Raw genomic sequence first — 18,032 nt, 5'->3', positions numbered from 1 at the left:
TCGAGCTTTGTGCGGGCTGTCCCTTTGTCGGCCTGTGCCTGGTTGATCCATTGGGTGGCGACGGCGGGGTCGGCGCAGGCTTCGAGGGCGGCCTGGTAGCGGGTGAGGCGCCGCTCGCACTCCTTGAGTGTTTTCGCGGGGCCGGGGGCTGTTCCGGGGGCTTGTTCCAGGTCTCGTAGCCGGTGGAGCGGGGTTGATGAGGGTGGCGCGTGCGGCGCCCTGCTGCCAGTCGGGCTTCGGTGATGGGCACCGCGCATCTGTCAATCAGGCGCTGTTTGGCCGGATCAGTCGCTGTGCATCCATGTCCCGTTCGATACCTTTGCGCGTTGCAGACCAGACCGGCACTTCGCCCACCAGAAGGACGGACTGCACATGGCAGATGCGAAGGACGTTTCGTGCGCCAGTGATCTGGTGGACCTCGCCGATCTCGGCCAGGACTTCACCCACGACCCGTACCCGGTTTACGCGGCGCTGCGCGCTCGGGGTCCGGTGCACCGTGTACGGATGCCGGAGGGAGCAGAAGCGTGGCTCGTCGTGGGTCACGAGGCGGGGCGGGCGGTGCTGGCGGATCCGAGCCTGTCCAAGGACTGGTCGAACGCCTCCCATGACCTCGGCCTGCCGAACCTGGCAGCCGGCCGGCACATGCTCAACTCCGACCCGCCGCACCACACCCGACTGCGCAAGCTGGTCGCGAAGGAGTTCACCCCTGCGCGCGTGCGGGCCCTTGAGCCCCGGGTGCAGGAAATCACCGACCGACTTCTGGACGAAGCGCTTGGCGGGCCCGGTGGCCGGGCTGACCTGGTCGAAGTGCTGTCCTTCCCGTTGCCCATCGCTGTGATCTGCGAGCTCATCGGCGTTCCGACCCTGGACCGCGAGGCGTTCCGGAGATGGTCCAACACTGCCCTGACGTCCAGGGACGCGGATGAGCGAGTGGCTGCGGCGGGCGCCGCGAGCGAATACATCGCCCGGTTGATCGCGCACAAGCAGCGGGAACCGCAGGATGACCTGCTGAGCGCGCTGATCCGTGTCACGGACGAAGGCGGCGACCGGCTGTCAGCCGATGAGCTGCTGGGCACTGTCTGGCTGCTGCTGGTGGCGGGTCATGAGACAACGGTCAACCTCATCTCCAATGGCATCCTGGCTCTGCTGACCCGCCCCGAGCAGCTAGCCGCCCTGCGAGCCGACCCCGCACTGCTGGAGAACGCGGTCGAGGAGACACTGCGCTACGACGGGCCGGTAGAGACAACGACGTACCGTTTCACGACCAAACCCGTCGACATCGGCGGCACGGTGGTGCCGGGCGGCGGGCAACTGGTGCTTGTGGCTCTGGCCGATGCCGACCGTGACCCCGCGCGTTTTGGTGATGCCGATGGCTTCGACATCCGTCGTGACGCGCGGGGCCACCTGGCCTTCGGCCATGGCGTTCACTACTGCCTGGGTGCGCCGCTGGCGCGTCTGGAGGGCCGGGTCGCGATCGGCACGCTGCTGCGGCGCTGCCCCGGCCTCGCGCTCGATGCCGACCCCGTCACGATCACCTGGCGGGGCGGCATGCTCATCAGGGGACCGGAGCGGCTGCCCGTCCGGCTGCGGTGACAGCCGGGCTGACCACTGCGCATGAACGGCGTGCAGTTCGGTCGGTGGGCCGCTGGGCACCGGCTGTGCAGCGATGGGCTGGGGCAGTTCTCACGACCAGTTCTCACCACCGGTTCTCACGAGGCGATAGCGGCGCCACGCAGTGGATCCTGCCGTCCGAGTCGTCCTTGGGGCGGAGGTTCTGGACGGTGATGAAACCGCGTACCGCTTCCAACTGGCTGCACTTCTTCCAACCTGCGGGACGCCAGTTGATCAAACTGCCCGGTGGCGCTCGTTGATGAGGCCGGCGACGGTTTGTCGGGGTTCGTTCCGGCTGGTGGGGATGAGGGTGACGTTCGGGTCGTCGAGTGGCGCCAGCTGATCTCGGCCTTGGTGCGGCCGGTGCCCGTTGAAGGGGGTGGGCAGGGAGGATCCTCTCGGCGTGGCAGCGGTCGTGGAGCAGCAGCCCGGTCGTAGGTCAACAGTCGGTCGGTGCGCTCCTCGCGTGCCGATCGCCCGCACCGTTCGGTGTGCGGGTTGCAGTTGGGACTGTGTGGGGGTTCTCGACCCCGGCGAAGTCCTCGTCGGCGACAGTGCGAGCCAGAAGAAGATCCGCGTGGTGAAGAGGTGGATCATCCGTATGGGCGCGAGCACTGAGCGTGTCAGCCACGAGGACATGAGCCCAGGTCAGGCTCCGTGAAGGGGTTTTGAAGCGGTACCGGGAAGCGGGTCCTGGCCGCACTGCGGCAGGCCCGTGCTCAAGTCCGTGAAACCGTGTGCACGTCGCGGCCTGGCTCCCGCCACGCCGCGACGTGCACACACCCAGCAAACGCAGCCAACCCAACGGCAAACGTGTGGACTGCCCCACACCCCCGCCGCGCAGGTTGGATCTTCGCCGCCACTGCCTTGATCACCGTGTCCCTCGTCCGACGAGGGACAGGCGGCGGTGGCCGCTGTCGGACGGGCGAGTCCTGCCCGACGGACAAGAGCGCGCGGGTCCTGAGTACGAAGGTGCGCACGCGAGCCTGCGGGACCGTTTCCGCCCCCATGGTCACCATTATTCACTTATCGCCCCATGTGTTTCTCCAGCCTCTTGACGCGCACCGAAACGGAGTGCACCCTTACCTAGGGAATTTCACCCCACCGTCGAATCATGGCGGGTTCCAAGGGTTTGGCGCATGAGCGAGTCAGTGCACAAAAGAGAATGCACACTTCCTTCGGACGGCACGGCGCACACATCAGAGGACTGACCAGAGCGAACGTCCCGGAATGAACCGGTACCTTCGCGTACTCTTTCCCCACTCTTCCCCGTCGCGAGTTACGGCCATGGCCGATCGCAATCCTCTACTGCACTATCCTGCCGATGCTGATAACGTTGTCAGGTTGTCAGGGTGGGCTACTCTGCCGAGAATCTTCGACTCTTAGGCATCTCTTGAGTAATTCATTACGTGATCAATGTTTCACGAACGCGACCGAGAGAATCCGGGGTGGGTCATGAAGGTATCCGATGTGCTGATCAGCGGTCTGGGAGCCTTTCTGCCCGACCGGGTCCCCATCGGATGGGCGGTAGAGCGGGGACTGATCGACCGGACCGCCGCGGAAGAATACGGAATCACAAGCGTGACTGTCGCGGGCGAGATTCCCGCCCCCGAGATGGCGGTGCGGGCATGCCGTGAGGCGCTCGAACGAGCCGAGCAGGATCCAGCGTCCCTCAGCTTGTTGCTCTATGTCAGCGTTTGGTATCAAGGCCCCCACGGATGGTGTCCGCAGTACTACGTGCAGAGGAAGACGGGCGCGGGCCAGGCCACCGCGGCCGAGGTCCGGCAGGGCTGCATGGGCATGTTCTCCGCTCTCGAACTCGCGGCAGGCCATCTCATGGCCTCTGCTGAGCACGAGGCTGCCCTGGTCACCTCCGGAGACAACTTCACCTCGGAACTCCTGGAACGCTGGCGTTTCAGTCCGCACTTCGTCATGGGTGACGCCGGTTCCGCCGTCGTCCTCAGCAGGCGGAAGGGTTTCGCCCGGCTCAAGTCCGTCAACGCGGTCACGCTCCCCGAGTACGAGGCCATGCACCGCGGGCCCGAACCCCTGTTCCCCCCAGGAGCCGGCCAGCCGGGCAAACTCGACTTCGGCGAGTCCAAGCACCGCTGGCTGGACGGCCCGGACCGGGACCCGGCCGGCCCCCTGAAACTCGTGGCCGCGCAGGACGAACTCATCAGCCGCACACTCGACGAAGCCGGAATCGGGATGGACGACGTCTCGCGCGTCGCTTATGCCAACGGGTCACGGGAACGCGTCGAAGGACGCGCAATGATACCGCTGGGTCTGCCGATGTCCCTTTCGACATGGGAACAGGGCCGCACCGTGGGCCATATCGGTGCAAGCGATCAGATGGTGGCACTCGAACAGCTTCTGCTCTCTGGTGAACTGCAACGCGGGGATCATTTCCTGATGCTCGGTGTCGGACCCGGACTGAATATCGCATGTGCCGTGATCGAGATCATCGAGACTCCGCACTGGTCCGCCGCCCATTCGGCGACCGCTGCCTGAAAGGCGTCTCATGGATTTCAGTCTGAGCGCTGAACAGCAGGAGCGCTATGCGCGCATGCGGACAGCCGCGCGGGAGCTTCCCCCCGGTCCTTCCACCGCCGGATTCCATGGCGACATCTGGAAGAAACTGGCCGGCCTCGGATTGTTGGGTGCGGCTGTCCCGCAGGAGCACGGTGGTGCGGGCTTCGGTGCTCTTGACACAGCCCTCCTGTACGAGGGGGCGAGCGAGGGCGGCGCGGATACCGGGCTGCTCTTCGCCGCAGCGGCCCATCTCTTCGCCTGCGTCCGGCCGGTACTGGAATTCGCGCTCCCGAAGACCCGGAAGGAACTGCTTCCCGCATTGTGTTCAGGTGAACTGACAGCGGGGAACGCCATGACGGAACCGGAAGCCGGATCGGACATCTCCCGGTTGGCGACCAGGGCCACCAAGGTCGACGGCGGATATCTGCTCGACGGGACCAAGAGCTTCGTCAGCAATGGCCCGGTCGCCGATCTCTACGTCACCTATGCGACAACGGATCCCGACGGCGGCTATTTCGGTGCCACCGCGTTCGCCGTGGACCGCGATTCTCCCGGTCTGGTCGCGGGAGAGCCGATGGAGAAGTCCGGCCTGACCGCCTGCCAGGCCGGCGAGGTGCGGTTCACCCGGTGCTTCGTGCCGGACGACCGGGTGCTGGGGAGCCCCGGTCAGGGGCAACTGGTGTTCCAGACGTCGATGCAGTGGGAGCGTTCCTGCCTGTTCGCGATCTATCTGGGCCAGCAGGAACTGCTCATTCGGCGATGCGTCCAACACGTGCGGGAACGACGACAGTTCGGGAAGCGACTCGCCGACCTCCAACCGGTCGCGGACCGGCTGGCGGACATGAGGCTGCGGCTGGAGAGCGGACGGCTCCTGCTCTACCGGGCCTGCGCCGCGATCGACGACGACCAGGACCCCTCTCTGTGGGTCGCCATGGCGAAACTGGCCGTGTCCGAGGCCGCGGTCGCCACCTCACTCGACGCCGCCCGGATCTTCGGGGGCCGCGCCTTCCTGACGGAGTACGGGATCGAGGAGCATGTGCGCAACGCCGCCCCCGCCACCACCTTCTCCGGCACATCAGACATCCAGCGTCAGCTGATCGCCCGGGAGATGGGACTGTGAGCCTCTACAGCCTGGTGGTCGACGCGGCGGCCCGGACGCCGGACGCGCCCGCGGTGTGCGACCATTCCACCGGCCTCAGCTACGGCGAGCTGGACGCGCGCGCGGACACGTATCTGTCGGCGCTGCGTGGGCGCGGCGTCCAGCCGGGCGACCGCGTCCTGGTGTGGACGGACAAGACGGCCGAATCGGTGGCCGTGGCCCAGGCGGTGCTACGGTGCGGCGCGATCCACGTTCCCGTCCCGCGGAGCAATCCCGGGAAGCGGGTCGCCCAGATCGCCGCGGACGCCCGCCCGGCCCTGATCGTCACGGACCACGGTGATCACGTCGCCGACACGGTCTCCGTGTCCTGCGCGGATCTCTGGCAGGAGGCTGCGTACGGCTCGGGCGCCGCCCACCATCCGGTCCGGCCGGCCGACCCGGCGTACATCCTCTACACCTCGGGGTCGACGGGGACGCCGAAGGGCGTCTGTCTGAGCCACGGGAACGCGCTCGCCTTCGTCGACTGGGCCTGCCAGGAGCTGGAACTCACCGCGGCCGACCGGCTGGCGAATCACGCCGCGTTCAGCTTCGACCTGTCGGTCTTCGACCTCTACGGAGCCTTCCGGGCAGGCGCGTCGGTACACCTCATCGGCGAAACCCTCGCCCAGGCCGCGGAACCGCTGGTCGGCTTCCTGCTGGAGCGCCGGATCACGGTCTGGTACTCGGTGCCGTCCGCACTGGTGCTGATGGCCGAGTACGGTGAGCTGCTGGAGCGCGGACCGGGCGCGCTGCGCGCGTGCGTCTTCGCCGGTGAGCGGTTCCCGTTGAAGCCGCTGAAGGACCTGCGCCGCGGCTGGCCCGGCGTCCGCATGCTCAACTGGTACGGCCCGACGGAGACCAACGTGTGCACCTCGTACGAGGTGACGGCTGCCGACCTCGCGCGCACCGCGGCCGTCCCGATCGGATCCCCCGTCGCGGGCGACACGGTGTCGCTGGACGACGGCGAGATCGTGGTCAGCGGCCCGACCGTCATGCTCGGCTACTGGGGCGGTGAGCCACAGGTCGGGCCGTACCGCACCGGTGACCTCGGCCGGTACGACGCCGACGGCCTGCTGGAGTACCGGGGCCGCGTCGACGACATGGCGAAGGTCCGCGGCTACCGGATCGAGCCGGCCGAGATCAACAGCGTGCTCGTCGCGCACGAGGCGGTGCGTGACGCGGTGGTGCTCGTCGTGGGCGCGGGCCTGGACGCCCGGTTGCACGCCTTCGTGATCCCCGAGACCGGCTGTGCGCCCGAGTTCGCGGAGCTCCGACGGCACTGCTCGGGGTTCCTGCCGCCGTACATGACCATCGACGCGTTGCACACGGTCAGTGGCTTTCCCCGCACCCCGAACGGGAAAGTCGACCGCGTCGCGCTCGGTGGCCTGGTGACGCGGGGAGCGGGCGTATGACGGGCGGAGCATGGGACGTCTTCTGGTCGACGCTGCCCGCCGAGCCCGGAGCCGCCCTCTGGGACTCGTCGCCCCGGCTGACCGCGGCGCGGCATCTGCCGCTGTTCCGCGGCCACACCGACCCGTCGCTGCCCCTGATCGACATCGGGTGCGGCAGCGGACGGCAGACACAGTGGCTGGCCGGGCACTTCCGGCGGGTCGTCGGACTGGACATCGCCGAGGCCGCGGTGGAGCTGGCCGCCGCGTCGCACCCGGCGCCCAACGTCGCCTACCGGCGCGCCGACCTGCTCGACCAGGACACCGCGACGGCTCTGCACACGGAGTTCGGCGACGCCAACGTCTACATGCGTGGCGTGTTGCACCAGCTCGCCCCGGACGACCGCGTCAGGATGCTGGCGACCATCAGGCTCCTGCTCGGCAGGGCGGGGGTCCTGTTCGCCCAGGAGCTGACCGAGCGCACCGGCTGGTACGTCGCCGAGCTGCTCGCCGGCGGCGCACAGCTGCCGAAGACGGCCGGGCTGGCGGCCCAGTTCGACTTCGGCGCCCGCATCGCCCCCGCTCGCGACGGGCGCCTGCGGCTGCTGTTCGAAGGAAACGGATTCGAGGTCGTCGCCGACGGCGACATCTCCCTGCACACCACGGAGCGCACAGCCGGCGGGCAACCGCTGGAGCTGCCGACGAGGTACATCGTGGCGCGTGCAGCGGCACGGCCCTGACACCCGGAGGAACCATGACGGACCTTGATCGCTCGACGCTGCTCGACCAGTTGCTCCGCTATGTGAGAGGGGAACTCGCGACGGGCGTGCCATCCGACCTGATCACCGCCGACAGCCAGCTGCTGGAACTGGGGGTGCTGGACTCGGTGCGCACCGCACGCCTGTTGGCGCACATCCGCACCACGTACGGCGTGCGCGTTCCGCCGGTGCACATGACCGGTGAACACTTCCGCACGCTGACCACGATCACCGACCTGATCCTTCGCCTGCGCTCGCAGACCGCCTCCCTCTGACAGGAGAACAGATACAGATGACGTACGACTACGACATCGGCATCATCGGCGGCGGCCCGGCCGGTTCCACCGCCGCGTCCTACCTGGCCAAGGCGGGTCTGTCGGTCGCGGTCTTCGACAGTGAGTTCTTCCCACGGGAGCACGTGGGCGAGTCCCTGGTGCCGGCGACCACGCCGGTGCTGCTGGAGATCGGCGCCATGGAGAAGATCGAGGCGGCGGGCTTTCCGCGCAAGTACGGCGCCGCGTGGACGTCGGCCCACGCGGACGATGTGGACCCGCTCGGCTTCCAGGTGCACGACCACGGCCTCGGGGCCGCCGACGTGCTGTTCAACGAACGCGATCAACTCGGCGTGGACCGCGACTACACCTTCCACGTCGACCGCGGTCAGTTCGACCACATCCTGCTCAAGCACGCGGAGAGCCTGGGGGCGAAGGTGTTCTCCGGGGTGCGGGTGCGCGGCGTGGACTTCGCCGACACCGCCCGTCCCGTGCTGCGGGCCGGACTGGGCGGGACGACCGCGGAGGTGGCGGTACGGATGGTCGTCGACGCCAGCGGACGCGGCACCCTGCTGGGACGGCAGCTCAAGGTCAAGGTGCCCGACCCGGTGTTCAACCAGTACGCCGTGCACAGCTGGTTCGAGGGACTCGACCGGGAGGCCCTGGCGAACGACGAGAACCAGGCCGAGTACATCTTCATCCACTTCCTGCCGCTCAGCGACACCTGGGTGTGGCAGATCCCCATCACCGACACGATCACATCGGTCGGGGTCGTCACCCAGAAGGCGCGGTTCAGGGAGGGCAAGGACGACCTCGAAGGCTTCTTCTGGGACTCGGTGGCCAGCAGGCCCCTGCTGCACGACGCGCTGAAGAAGACCGAGCGGGTCCGCCCCTTCAAAGCCGAGGGCGACTACAGCTACGGCATGCGCAAGGTGTGCGACGACGGGATGGTGATGATCGGCGACGCCGCCCGGTTCGTCGACCCCATCTTCTCCAGCGGTGTCAGCGTCGCCATGAACAGCGCCCGGCTGGCCTGCGCCGACATCATCGCCGCGGCGGAGGCCGGCGATTTCAAGGCCGCCCGGTTCGAGAACTACGTGACGAAGCTGCGGCGCGGCGTGTCCAGCTGGTACGAGTTCATCTCCATCTACTACCGCCTCAACATCCTGTTCACCGCCTTCGTCCAGGATCCTCGCTACCGGATCGACGTCCTGAAACTGTTGCAGGGCGACGTCTACGACGAGCAGGAGCCGGTCGCGCTGACGAAGATGCGCGAGTTCATCGCCGCCGTGGAGGCGGACCCCACCCACCTCTGGCACCCCCTTCTGGGAAAGATGAAGGTGTCCCTCAGCTCCCGGGCGTTGTTCTGACCGCGCCGTGGGCGGTTCTGTTCGACATGGACGGAACTCTCGTCGACACCGAAGTGCTCCTGCACGAAGCCCTGTCGGCAGTGCTCGGGGCGTCGGGCGTGCCGACCGAGGAGATCAGGCCGGAGGAGCTACGGGGGCGCGGTGTCGCCGAGAACCTGGCCCGGTTGAACGCCCTCGCCCGAGCGCCGATGACCACACAGGAGCTGTACGACCGTGTCAGCAGCCGCATGCTCGACCGGTTGCGTCCGGGGATCACCCCGCTGCCAGGAGCCGTCGGCCTGCTCCGGTCACTGCGGCGGGCACGCGTTCCGTGTGCGCTGGTGTCGTCCTCGTACCGGGCGATGGTGGACGCCGTCCTCCCCTCGCTCGGTGCGGCCGAGTTCGCCGTGACCGTGGCCGGTGACGAGGTGCGGCACCCGAAACCCGACCCCGAGTCGTATCGCACCGCGGCGGCCCGGCTCGGCATCGCGCCGGGCAACTGCGTGGTCGTCGAGGACTCGTCCGCGGGGCTCCGGTCCGGACGGGCCGCGGGGTGCGTCACGGTCTCGGTCGCGCCGACAGCAGAACCGGTGGACCTCGGCGTACGGGGTCTGTCCGGACTGACCGTCGAACGGCTCGCGCGCCTGGTGGACACGGGAGCCGCGCGTACCAGCCATCGGGCCGCCGGATGAGAGGGGATGGGAGGCGATGAACCGAAGGGGCTTCTTCACCAGCCGGGGCCGCCGGCGTGGCGACGGGCAGGGCGATGCGCCGTCCCCTACGGGCTGTGCGTCGCTCCGGGCGGACCGGGCGCGCACAGCCGCGTACGCGGCAGGACCCGCCCCGTCCGACGCGCGGTGCGGTCCCCGGCACGCCCACGCCCTGAGACAGCTCGCCCGGTTCCTGGACCCGGCGTCGTGAGACCTGCCAGGCGCCGGGGTGCGGCGGACGCCGCACCCCGGCCGACTCGTAGCAGAACTCGTAGCAGAACTTGTTGAAGAACTTGTTGAAGAACTCGTAGAAGAAAGTGGTGCATCGCCGTGGACGGACCCTGGCTCTCGCGCGACGAGCGGGGCGTGACGCCCATGCGTCTCATCTGGGCACCGGCATGAAGCCGGCGAACGTGTTCCTCGCCGGCCTGGGCTGCTGGCTGCCGGCCGCCTACGCGGCGTCCGAGGCGGTCGCCGCGGGCCTGTACGACGCCACGGTCTTCGCCGAGAGCGGTCTGCGCAGCGTGCTGATCGCCGGGCCGGAGTCACCGCCCGACATGGCCGTGCGGGCCGCACGCACGGCGCTCAGCCACTCCCCGGGCGGGGCCGCCGCGATCGGTACGGTGCTGCACGGCTCGACGTTCTACCAGGGGCCCGAGATGTGGTCGCCGTCGGCGTACATCATGCGGGAGCTGGGCATCACGGGGGCCACGAGCACCGAGATCCGCAACGGGTGCAACAGCATGCTCACCGGGGTCGAGCTGGCCGCCGGCCTGCTGTCGTACCAGCCGGAGAGCCGACCGGACATCCTGCTGACCACGGCGGACAACTTCAACTCACCGTTGTTCAACCGGTGGGACAGCGGGCCGATGGGTGTGATCGCCGCCGACGCGGCCAGCTCCGTAGTGGTCAGCCCGGCCGGCGGCTTCGCCCGCGTCGACGCGGTCGTCTCCCGGGTCTATCCGGAGTTCGAGGCGATGGCGCGCGGCAACGAGCCGCTGTTTCCCCCCACCGGGTCCGCGGGACGGCGGATCGACACCGTCGAGCGCGCTCAGCAGTTCAACGAGCGTGTGCGGGAGGTCGGCGGGACGAGCGTCGCCGACGGCTTGGCGAAAGCCTGTTCCGAAACGGCGCTCGCCGCCCTGGGCGAGGCCGGACTCGAAGCCTCCGAGCTGCGCTGGGTCCTGGTGCCCAACGGCGACGAGATGACCACCCGGAACTGCATCATGGACCCGCTGGGCCTGCCCGTCTCCCGGTCGCAGTGGGAGTTCGGCCGCGGGATCGGGCACGCCTCGGCCAGCGACCAGCTCATCGCCCTCGACCAGCTGCTGCGCACCGGGCGGCTCGACGAGGGCGACCACGTCCTGCTGTTCGGCGGCGCTCCGGGCTGGTCGGCCGTGGCCGCGATCCTCACCATCTGCGAACTGCCGCCCTGGATCCAGTAGTTGACGATGTCGACAGGAGGTGCCGTGTGACGGCGCACCAGCAGCACCAGGCCGTTCCGCAGCCGATCGCCATCGTGGGGATGGCGTGCGAGTTCCCCGGGGCGGACGGCGTCCCGGCGTTCTGGAGGATGCAGCTCGACGGGGTCGACGCCACGGCGGACGTCCCGGCCGACCGGTTCCCCATCGACGCGTTCTACGACCCCCGGCCGCGCACACCCGGACGGATCGTCAGCCGCCGTGGCGGTTTCCTGCCCGACGTCCGGGGCTTCGACGCCCACTACTTCGGCATCTCCGGCCGCGAGGCGAACCACATGGACCCGCAGCAGCGGCTGCTCCTGCAGACGGCCGCCGCGGCCGTGCGGGACGCCGGCCTGACGCTGGACCAGCTCGCGGGCAGCCCGACCGCCGTCGTCGTCGGACAGCGGACCGCCGAGTACTGGGACCTGCTGCGGGCCGCCGGGGTGCTGGACATCTACGCCAACACCGGCACCTCACGCAGCGTCCTGTCCGGCCGCCTGTCGTTCTTCTTCGATCTGCGCGGCCCGAGCACTTCCGTCGACACCGCCTGCTCGTCCTCGCTGGTGGCCGTGCACCAGGCGTGCGCGGCACTGCGCGGCGGGGAGGCGACCCTCGCCCTCGCCGCGGGGGTCAACCTGGTGATCACGCCGGAGGAGAGCATCACCTTCTCCCAGGCGGACATGCTGTCCGCGGACGGCCTGTGCAAGTTCGGCGCGCACGACGCCGACGGCTTCGTGCGCAGCGACGGCGTCGGCGTCGTCGTCCTCAAGACGCTGGCGCAGGCCGAGGCGGACGGCGACCGCGTCCACGCGGTCATCCACGGCTCGGCGGTCGAGAACGAGGGCCGCAGCAGCGGGTATCTGATGACCCCGTCGCAGACCGCTCAGATCGACACGATGAGGCACGCCTGCTCGCGCGGCGGCATCGACCCGCGCGCCGTCGGCTTCGTGGAGGCACACGGCACCGGCACGCCCACCGGCGACCCGATCGAACTGCGCAGCCTGGACGCGGTCTACGGCACCGGCGCGGGCCGCTCGACCGCGGACCCCGTGCTGGTCGGCTCCGTGAAGACGAACATCGGACACACCGAGGCGGCCGCCGGCATCGCCGCACTCATCAGGGCAGCGCTGTGCGTGGCACACGGCGTCGTCCCGCCCAGTCTGCACAGCGGCCGGCTGACCGAGGCGGTGGACTGGGACAGCATGGCGCTGGAGATCCCGCAGACCGCCCGCGACTGGGGCCGGGACGACGCCCCCCGGTACGCCGCCGTCAGCTCGTTCGGCATATCCGGCACCAACGCCCACGTCGTCCTCGGCGAGCACCGACCCGCGGCCGTACCGCCACCCGCCGACGAGCCACGGCCGCACCTGCTCGCGCTGTCCGCCCAGACGCCCGCCGCGCTGCGCGAACTCGCCGCCTCCTACGCGGACTTCCTCGGGCCCGAGGGGGAGGGCCGCCGGCACAGTCTGCGCGACGTCAGTTTCAGCGCGCTGACCCGGAGCACCCATCACCGGCACCGCATGACCGTGCTCGTCACGGAGCACGACCAGGCCGCCCGACAACTGCGCAAGGGCCGGCCGATCGTCGCCGCCAAGCCCGGCACGGAGTGGAGGACCGTCTTCGTCTTCCCCGGCCAGGGCTCCCAGTGGTCCGGGATGGGGCGCCGGCTCCTGCGTACCTCCTCGGTCTTCCGGGAGACCGTCGAGGAGTGCGACCGGCACGTCCGCGCCGAGCGCGGCTGGTCGGTGATCGAGCACCTGGCCGCAGGCGACGAGGCGGGCTGGCCGATCGACGTGGTGCAACCCCTGCTCTGGGCGGTCGAAGTCTCGCTGGCCGCGCTGTGGCGGTCGTGGGGCGTCGCGCCCGACGTGCTGATCGGTCACAGCATGGGCGAGGTCGCGGCCGCCTGCACCGCGGGCGCGCTCACCCTGGCCGACGGCGCGGCGGTGATCTGCCGCCGCAGCGCCCTGCTCAGGGAGATCGCCGGCGCCGGGTCCATGGCCGCGGTCGACCTGCCCGCCGACGAACTGCGGCGGGAACTCGCCGATGTGCCGGACGTCGACGTCGCGGTGAGCAACGGCCCGCGGCGCAGCATCATCTCGGGCCGCACTCCGGCGGTGGAGAAGGTGCTGGGCGCGCTGTCCGAACGGGACGTCCTCACCAAGATCGTCAAGGTGGACGTGGCCTCGCACAGCAGTCAGGTGGACCCCCTGCTGGACGCGCTGCGCGCCGCCCTGGAACCGGTCCGTCCCCGTAGAGGTCAGGTACCGCTGCGCTCGACGGTGACCGGGGAGGTCCTGACCGGCGAGGAACTGGACGCCGACTACTGGGTGCGCAACCTCCGCGACGAGGTCCGCTTCCACGCGGCCGTCGATGCCGAGACCGCCTCCTCCCGGACGGCGGCCGTCGTCGAGATCAGCCCGCACCCCGTGCTCAGCGCGGCGGTGAAGGAGTGCCTGCCCGCGGACCGCACCGGCGACCAGGTGCTGCCGTCACTGCTGCGCGACACCGACGACCTGACCGCGCTGCTGACCTCCGTCGGCCAGCTGTACCAGGCCGGATACCCGGTGCGCCACGACGCGCTGTTCGACGGCCCGGCCGCCTACGTGGGGCTGCCCTCCTACCCCTGGCAACGCGCCGATTTCTGGTTCGAGTCGATCGCCGGGACCGATACGACGACCCCCGGCCCGTACACCGCGACGCCGACGACAGCAGCCACGGCCGCGCCGGCCGGGGCGGCCGTCCCGGCCGGACACTCGCTGCTCGGCACGCACACCGTCCTCGACGACGGCGCGCACCGGTGGGAGGGCCCCCTCGACCTGGCGCGCAACGCCTACCTCCTGGACCACCAGGTGCAGGGTCTGGTCATCCTGCCCGGCACCGCGTACCTGGAGCTGGCGGTGGCCGCCGCCGCCCAGGCCATCGGAGTCGATGTCGTCGTCGAGGACGTCCGCTACGACAAGGCGCTCTTCCTCACCGCCGAGGCCCCGCCGCTGCTGCGGGTCACGCTGCGGCCGGCCGGGCCGGGGTGGGCCTTCGACGTTGCCACCGCCGATGGCACCGAATGGACCCGGCATGCCCACGGCCGGGTGGAGGAGGCGCCCGCCGGCACCCGCATGCTCGAAGTCCCCGACGACCCGCCCGCGCAGATCGCCGAACGGGTCCCCGAGCACCTCACCGGCGCCGAGTTCTACCGCCGGTTCGCGGCCCGCGGCAACGACTGGCACGGCGTCTTCCAGGGGGTCGGGCAGGTGTGGCGCGGCGACGACGAGGCGCTGGCCGAGATCGTCGTCCCGGACCGCCTCTGTGGCCACGCGGGGCATCACGTCCATCCAGCGGTCCTCGACGCCTGCGGACAGGTGCTCGCGGCCACCCTGCCCGACTCGGCCGTGCCCGGCGAGCAGCACGCCTTCGTCCTGGGTTCCATCGACGCGTTCCGCCGGTACGGGCCGCTGCCGCCGACCGGCACCCTGTACAGCCACGTGGTGCGGCACGACCTGACGGCCGAGTCGTTCAGCGGTGACGTCGTCGTCCGCGACGAGCGGGGCACGCTGCTGGCCGAGTTCCGCGGCCTGCGGATCCGCTGGCTCGTGCGGCGGGAGGAAACCGGCGCGCTGACCGACTGGCTCTACCAGCCGAGGTGGATACCGACCGCCGCACCCGGGGCACCGCCGGAGACGGCCGCCGGAGCCTGGCTGGTGTTGGAGGACGAGGACTACGGGCCGCGGCTCGCACCGGCACACGGCGCGCGGATCGCCGTACGGCCCGGAGACAGGTACGAGCGCGGGGACGACGGGACGTATCGCATCGACCCGTCCCGTCTCGACGACTACGCGCGGCTGCTGTACGAGGTCGGACGGGACCACCCGGAGGGCGTCGCCGCCGTGGTGCACCTGTGGAGCCTGCGGGCGCCGCGGCCGGTGGGAGAGGTCCCGCTGGGCCTCGGCAGCGCGCTGCTGCTGGACCAGGCGTTGTCCATGGCACGGTGGGACGGCCCTCTTCCCCGGCTCGCCCTCGTCACCCGGGGCGCCGAGACGGTCACGGACGCGGACGGGGCGCCGGATCCGGAGCAGTACGCGGTGTGGGGCTACGGACGTACGGCGGCGAGCGAGTTGTCCGTCGTCCGGCACGTCCTCATCGACCTGGACACGGCCCATGGCGCGGAGCAGACCGAGGCGCTGGCCCAGGAGATCGCGGCCGCCGACGGCGCCGAGGACCAGATCGCCCTGCGGGCGGGCACCCGGTACGTCCTGCGGCTGCGCCGCACTTCACCGGCGTCCGGCCCCGATGATGTCACCGGGACCGAGCCGGCCCGGGAGTGCCGCACGGTCCCGGTGCGCGCGGTGACCGCGGCGCGGCCCCCGGCCGCCGACGAGGTGCAGCTCGCCGCGGCGTACGGCGGAGTCGGCCTCCGCGACGTGCTCCAGGCGGCCGGGGCCCGCCCGGACGGGGAGGACGACGGCCTGCTGGGCTGGGAGACCGCCGGTGTGGTGACGGCCGTCGGCACCGATGTGCGGGGACTGGCCGTCGGCGACCGTGTCGTCGCCGTCGCCCGTCCGGGACCGGCCACGCGGGTCCTCGCCGACCGCAGGCTGACCCACCGCCTGCCCGACGGACTCTCTCTCGCCGAGGCCGCCACCGTACCGATCGCCTACCTGACCGCCTGGTACGGCCTGATGGAGCTGGCCGCGCTCCGCGAAGGGGAGAAAGTCCTCATCCACTCGGCCACCGGTGGCGTGGGGCTCGCCGCGATCCAGGTGGCCCGGCGCCGCGGCGCCGAGATCCACGCCACCGCCGGCAGTGAGCAGCACCGCGCTCTGTTGCGAGCGATGGGCGTCACCCATGTCGCCGACTCCCGGGGCGACTTCGCCGGTCCACTGCTGGCCGAGACCCGGGGCACGGGGATGGACGTCATCCTCAACTCGCTGACCGGGACGGCCGTCGACCAGAACCTCGGCATGCTCGCCCCGTACGGGCGCTACGTGGAACTGGCCGAGCAGGATCCGGTGGACGGCCACCCGGCCGGTCCTGGCGGCCTGCCGCGCAACGGTTCCTTCCACGTCCTCGACATCGCCGCCTTGTGCCGTGAGCAACCGGACCGGGCCGGGGCGCTCCTCGGCCGTCTGCTGCGCCTGATCGCGGTCGGTGAACTCGCGCCGCTGCCGGCCGAGGTGTACCCGCTGGACGCCGTCGGTCCGGCGTTCGACGACATGATCGGGGCCCGGCACGTCGGCAAGGTGCTCATAGATCTGCGGACGGCCCCGGTGGCCCCGCCGACGCCGCCGCCGATGCCGCCGCCGATGCCCGCGCCGACGGGGCCCGCGCCGACTCGGATGCGGCCGGACGCCACCTATCTGGTGACCGGCGGTGCCGGTGGCATCGGCTCCGAACTGGCCCGCTGGCTCGTCGCGCGCGGCGCCCGGCACCTGCTGCTCACCGGCCGGTCCGTGCCCGGCACGGCCTCGCCGTCGGGGGGCGACATCGCCGCCCTGTCGGAGGAACTGCGCGGCCAGGGCGCCGAGGTGCAGTACGCCCCGGTGGACGTGGCGGACGAACGGTCGATGCGCCGGCTGGTCGAAAACCGCCGCGCCGCCGGCCGTCCGGCGGTCCGGGGCGTCTTCCACACCGCCGGCGTGTTCATGTACAAGCCGATCGGCGACACCACCCTGCGCGATGTGGAAGCCGTGCTGCGGCCCAAGCTGGAGGGCGGCCGGGTCCTCGACCGTCTCTTCGAGGACGACCTCGACCACTTCGTCCTCTTCTCGTCCGGGAACGCCCTGCTGGCCTCGCCCCACGTCGCGGCGGCCGCCGCCGCCAACGCGGGCCTCGACGCGATCGCCCGTGGCCGCCGCAGCCGTGGCCGACAGGCGCTCGCGGTGAACTGGGGCTTCTGGACCGACCGTGGCATGGCCGCGAGGGCGGGTACCGAACTCGGGCGGGATCTGATCCCGCGGGGCATGACCGGCTTCACCTCCGCGGCGGGGTTCGCGGTGCTGGATCACCTGCTGGCCACGGGCGCCGGGGACACCGTGGTCATGCCGGTGGACTGGGCGCAGTGGCGGATCACGTACCCGGTCGCGGCCGCATCCCCGTTTCTGCGGGACGTCGTCGACGACGCACCCGCCCGCCGTGTCACCGCGGCCCCACCGCCTCCGTCGGGAGCGGCGCGGGTCCGGCCGGAGCGCGCCGCACCGCCGGCCACGCCGACGTTCCCCGTCCCGCGGCCAAAACCCCTGACCCCGCGCCCGCAGGTGCCCGCCTCCGGGAGCGCGTGGGGGACCGCGTCGGGAGCCGGGACGGCACGGGTCGGGGCGGGGACCGGACGGGAGGCCGACGGTACGGACCCCGCGATGGGCGCGGCACCAGCCGCGGATCGGGCGGCGCTGTTCCGGGCCGGGATCGCCGCCATCCTGCGCGTCGACTCCGAACACCTCGACCCCGAGCTGGATCTGACCAGCCAGGGCCTCGACTCGCTGATGGCGGCTCAGCTACGGCAGGAGGTGCAACGCTCGCACGGGGTGTTGCTGCCGGTCGGCAAGATCCTCAGCCGGGCGACGCTGCGTGAGCTGACGGATCAGCTGCTCGCCGCGGCACGACCGGAGTGACGGTGACTACCGGTCGTCGCAGACGCTCCGCCGACCGGCGCGGCCCCGATGGGCGCTCCGGGCGAGCGGGCAGACCACCCGCAGGGCCGGCACGGCGGGCAGGACGCCCCGTCGGTCGACGACGGCCGGGACACCTCCTCACGGCCACGCCTGCACGGCTCCGGCGCGGTCACGAGTCACCCGCTCCGCGGCGTACTCCCGGCCGG

Annotated in this window: 10 protein-coding genes; all 10 read left to right on the top strand. The window is 70.8% G+C overall.

Annotated features, from left to right (window positions below; all coding sequences use genetic code 11):
• Positions 1 to 372: 372 nt before the first annotated feature.
• On the top strand, positions 373 to 1,593 hold the full coding sequence (locus ACFC09_RS21695; RefSeq protein WP_376530733.1) for a cytochrome P450: 1,221 nt from the start codon (positions 373 to 375) through the stop codon (positions 1,591 to 1,593).
• A gap of 1,473 nt (positions 1,594 to 3,066) precedes the next feature.
• Positions 3,067 to 4,122: a ketoacyl-ACP synthase III family protein gene (locus ACFC09_RS21690; protein ID WP_376530731.1), complete on the top strand. Its 1,056-nt coding sequence runs from the start codon at positions 3,067 to 3,069 to the stop codon at positions 4,120 to 4,122.
• A gap of 10 nt (positions 4,123 to 4,132) precedes the next feature.
• A complete protein-coding gene (locus ACFC09_RS21685; protein ID WP_376530728.1) occupies positions 4,133 to 5,263 on the top strand; it encodes an acyl-CoA dehydrogenase family protein in 1,131 nt (376 codons plus the stop codon).
• Positions 5,260 to 6,693 (top strand): AMP-binding protein, encoded by a 1,434-nt coding sequence (locus tag ACFC09_RS21680; RefSeq protein ID WP_376530726.1) that lies wholly within the window; start codon positions 5,260 to 5,262, stop codon positions 6,691 to 6,693. Before ACFC09_RS21685 ends, ACFC09_RS21680 begins: the two co-directional genes overlap by 4 nt.
• On the top strand, positions 6,690 to 7,409 hold the full coding sequence (locus tag ACFC09_RS21675; protein WP_376530724.1) for a class I SAM-dependent methyltransferase: 720 nt from the start codon (positions 6,690 to 6,692) through the stop codon (positions 7,407 to 7,409). The genes ACFC09_RS21680 and ACFC09_RS21675 overlap by 4 nt, the downstream gene beginning before the upstream one ends.
• 14 nt (positions 7,410 to 7,423) lie before the next feature.
• A complete protein-coding gene (locus tag ACFC09_RS21670; protein ID WP_376530722.1) occupies positions 7,424 to 7,702 on the top strand; it encodes an acyl carrier protein in 279 nt (92 codons plus the stop codon).
• Between the two features lie 17 nt (positions 7,703 to 7,719).
• Positions 7,720 to 9,069 (top strand): NAD(P)/FAD-dependent oxidoreductase, encoded by a 1,350-nt coding sequence (locus ACFC09_RS21665; protein ID WP_376530720.1) that lies wholly within the window; start codon positions 7,720 to 7,722, stop codon positions 9,067 to 9,069.
• Positions 9,012 to 9,740, top strand: a complete 729-nt coding sequence (locus ACFC09_RS21660) for an HAD family hydrolase (RefSeq protein WP_376530833.1) — start codon at positions 9,012 to 9,014, stop codon at positions 9,738 to 9,740. Before ACFC09_RS21665 ends, ACFC09_RS21660 begins: the two co-directional genes overlap by 58 nt.
• Positions 9,741 to 10,156: 416 nt before the next feature.
• Positions 10,157 to 11,203, top strand: a complete 1,047-nt coding sequence (locus tag ACFC09_RS21655) for a ketoacyl-ACP synthase III family protein (protein WP_376530718.1) — start codon at positions 10,157 to 10,159, stop codon at positions 11,201 to 11,203.
• A gap of 26 nt (positions 11,204 to 11,229) precedes the next feature.
• Positions 11,230 to 17,826 carry an SDR family NAD(P)-dependent oxidoreductase gene (locus ACFC09_RS21650; RefSeq protein WP_376530716.1) on the top strand — a complete coding sequence of 2,199 codons (6,597 nt, stop codon included), beginning with the start codon at positions 11,230 to 11,232 and terminating at the stop codon, positions 17,824 to 17,826.
• The last annotated feature ends 206 nt before the right edge of the window (positions 17,827 to 18,032 follow it).

The organism is Streptomyces sp. NPDC056161, assembly GCF_042268025.1.
Lineage (GTDB): Bacteria > Actinomycetota > Actinomycetes > Streptomycetales > Streptomycetaceae > Streptomyces.
Note: the sequence above shows the minus strand (reverse complement) of the source record. Positions and strands in the feature narration are given on the sequence as shown.

Coding starts and splice junctions, on each gene's coding strand:
- ACFC09_RS21665 (WP_376530720.1), top strand. CDS start 7,720: ATGACGTACGACTACGACATCGGCATCATCGGCGGCGGCCCGGCCGGT.
- ACFC09_RS21675 (WP_376530724.1), top strand. CDS start 6,690: ATGACGGGCGGAGCATGGGACGTCTTCTGGTCGACGCTGCCCGCCGAG.
- ACFC09_RS21670 (WP_376530722.1), top strand. CDS start 7,424: ATGACGGACCTTGATCGCTCGACGCTGCTCGACCAGTTGCTCCGCTAT.
- ACFC09_RS21695 (WP_376530733.1), top strand. CDS start 373: ATGGCAGATGCGAAGGACGTTTCGTGCGCCAGTGATCTGGTGGACCTC.
- ACFC09_RS21655 (WP_376530718.1), top strand. CDS start 10,157: ATGAAGCCGGCGAACGTGTTCCTCGCCGGCCTGGGCTGCTGGCTGCCG.
- ACFC09_RS21685 (WP_376530728.1), top strand. CDS start 4,133: ATGGATTTCAGTCTGAGCGCTGAACAGCAGGAGCGCTATGCGCGCATG.
- ACFC09_RS21690 (WP_376530731.1), top strand. CDS start 3,067: ATGAAGGTATCCGATGTGCTGATCAGCGGTCTGGGAGCCTTTCTGCCC.